This window comes from Nonomuraea zeae (assembly GCF_005889725.1).
Lineage (GTDB): Bacteria > Actinomycetota > Actinomycetes > Streptosporangiales > Streptosporangiaceae > Nonomuraea > Nonomuraea zeae.
Genome location: NZ_VCKX01000579.1, coordinates 1 through 2772 on the forward strand (window position 1 = coordinate 1; position 2772 = coordinate 2772).

Genomic DNA, 2772 nt, shown 5'->3' on the forward strand with positions numbered 1-2772 from the left:
CCCACCCGCCACCTCGAACGCCGGTCCGGACGCCGCCCCCACCGACCAGGCTCCTCCTGCGGCACCCGCGCCCGAGACGGCACCCGCGCCCGAGACGGCACCCGCGCCCAAAGATGACCTTGCGTCCGAGCCTGAGACGGCGTCCGTGGCCAAGGACGCGCCTACGTCCGTGGCCGAGCCCGAGAACGAGGCCGTGACCGAGGTGGCGCCTGAGCCTGAGGACGCCGCTACGTCTGGAAAGACACCCGTCCCAGGAGGCGGATCCGGCTCCGATGGCGATGGCGATGGCGATGGCGATGGCGATGGCGATGGCGATGACGATGACGATGGCGATCCTGGATCTCCGGCCTCAAAGGCCGTGACCGTTGCCGCCGGGGGAGGTCCCGGACGGGAGCCGAGGTGGGCGCTGCTCGCCCGGCTCGTCGCGGCCGCCGCCGGTGGGCTGGCGTTGTTCGCCGCCTTCCCGCCGCTCGACTGGTGGCTATGCGCGCCGCTCGGCATCAGCCTGATCGTCGGCTCCCTCTACGGCACGCGCCCCCGTCGGGCCGCCTGGCTCGGCTACGTGGCCGCACTCGTGTTCCTCTTCCCGGCCCTCGCCTGGGTGCGCACCATCGGCGACGACGTCTGGTTCATGCTGGTCGGCGTAGAAAGCCTGTTCTACGCGGCCATGGCCGCCCTGGCCGCGCTCGTGTTCCGGCTGCCGCTCTGGCCGTTGTGGTTCAGCGGGCTGTGGGTGGCGATGGAGTGGGCTCGCGGCCTGGTGCCCATCGGCGGGTTCCCCTGGGCGCGGGTGGCCTTCAGCCAGGGCGAGTCGCTGTTCACCTCGTACGCGGCCCTCGGCGGCGTGCCGCTGGTGTCCTTCGCCGTCACCCTGTGCGGCGCTCTGGTCGCCCACGCCGTCCTCGTCCGCCCAGCCGCCTCAGCCCGTTCGGCTGCTTCAGCTCGCCCGGCCGCCGCGCTCCGCAGGGCCGTCCCGGTCGTGCTGGCCCTGGCGGTGCCCGTGCTGAGCTTCGCGGTGCCCAGGCCGGGCGACGAGGGCAGGGCGATCAACGTCGGCATTGTGCAGGGGAACGTCCCGGGCCGGGGCATGAACATCCTGGGCGACGAGCCCGCCGTCGTCCTGAAGAATCACGCGAACGAGACGAAAAGGCTGGCTCAGGCCGTACGGGATGGAAAGCTTCCCAAGCCGGACATCGTGATCCTGCCGGAAAACTCCACCGACATCGACCCCTACCGCGACGAGTTCGCCCGGGAGATCATCCAGGACTCCGTCCGTGACGTCGGCGTGCCCACGCTGGTCGGCGCGGTCGTGGCGATAGGCGACGACCGGCGGGCCACCCGCAGCCTCACCTGGGACCCCGTGACCGGGCCGGGCGCCTATTACGACAAGCAGCATCTGGTGCCGTTCGGGGAGTACACACCGTTCAAGGAGATCGTGCTGGCGCTGTGGGAGCGGGCCAGCCTGGTCGGCCGGCAGTCGGTGCCGGGTGACAAGCCGGGCGACCTGAAGCTGGGCCCCGTCACGATCGGCGCCGTCAACTGCTACGAGGTGGCTTATGACGGGACCGTGCGCGAGACCGTGCGGGCCGGCGGCACCCCGATCGTGGTGCAGACCAACAACGCCAGCTACGCCGAGTCCAACCTGCCGCCGCAGCAACTGGCCATGTCCAAGCTGCGCGCCGTCGAGCACAACCGGGCCGTCGTGACGGCCGCCACCACCGGGATCTCCGCCTACGTCACGCCTGACGGTAAGGTCTCCTGGCAGACCCGCGAGCTGGTGGCGGACATGAACGTGGTCAAGGTGCCCGTACGCACCCAGGAAACGATCGCCACGAAGGTGGGCGCGGTTCCTGAGTGGGCATTGATGGTGATGGGAGCGGCGGCGGTGGGAGCCGCCCTATGGCGGGGCAGGCGGCGAGGCGACCGGATGAGGAACGACGGATGATGGAGACTCTCGGCCGGGTGCTCGTCGTCGTGCCGACCTACAACGAGCGCGACAACCTGCCCATGATCGTCGAGCGGATTCGCGCCGCCGTACCGGAAGCTCACCTGCTCGTGGCCGACGACAGCAGCCCCGATGGCACCGGCGAGGTCGCCGACGACCTCGCCGCCGGTGACGAGCAGATCCACGTCCTGCACCGGCCGGGCAAGCAAGGGCTCGGCGCCGCCTACATCGCCGGGTTCCGCTGGGGGCTGGACGAGGGCTACGACGTGCTGGTCGAGATGGACGCCGACGGCTCGCACCAGCCCGAGGAGCTGCCCAAGCTGCTGGGGGCGCTCGCCGACGGGGCCGATCTGGCGATCGGGTCGCGTTACGTGCCGGGCGGGAAGGTGGTCAACTGGCCGCACCGGCGCGAGCTGCTGTCCAAGGGCGCCAACATCTACACCAGGGTCATGCTCGGCCTGCCCGTACGCGACGCCACGGCCGGCTTCCGTGCCTACCGGGCCGCCACGCTGGAGAAGGTGGGCCTGTCGGGGGTGGAGTCGCAGGGCTACTGCTTCCAGGTCGACCTGACCCTGCGCACGGCGCGGCACGGGCTGCGGGTGGTGGAGGTGCCGATCACGTTCGTGGAGCGGACGGTCGGCAAGAGCAAGATGAGCGGCAAGGTCATGTCCGAGGCGCTGTGGCGCATCGGCCTGTGGGGCGTCACGGGCCTGCCCAAGAGGATGCGCACCAACCGCCACCACGGCTAAGGGCGGCGGCCGGTAGGAGCCGGGCTGGGAAAAGCATCGCCACTCCCTACCCCCGGCCCCTGTCTCTTATACAAATCT

The 2772-nt window shown here is 70.7% G+C and carries 2 protein-coding genes; both read left to right on the forward strand.

All coding sequences use genetic code 11. The features are described 5' to 3' along the window. The first annotated feature begins 358 nt into the window (after window positions 1-358). On the forward strand, window positions 359-1945 hold the full coding sequence (lnt, locus tag ETD85_RS61355; RefSeq protein ID WP_240780167.1) for an apolipoprotein N-acyltransferase: 1587 nt from the start codon (window positions 359-361) through the stop codon (window positions 1943-1945). Further along, window positions 1942-2694, forward strand: a complete 753-nt coding sequence (locus tag ETD85_RS61360; RefSeq protein WP_138698948.1) for a polyprenol monophosphomannose synthase — start codon at window positions 1942-1944, stop codon at window positions 2692-2694. Before lnt ends, ETD85_RS61360 begins: the two co-directional genes overlap by 4 nt. Window positions 2695-2772 lie beyond the last annotated feature (78 nt).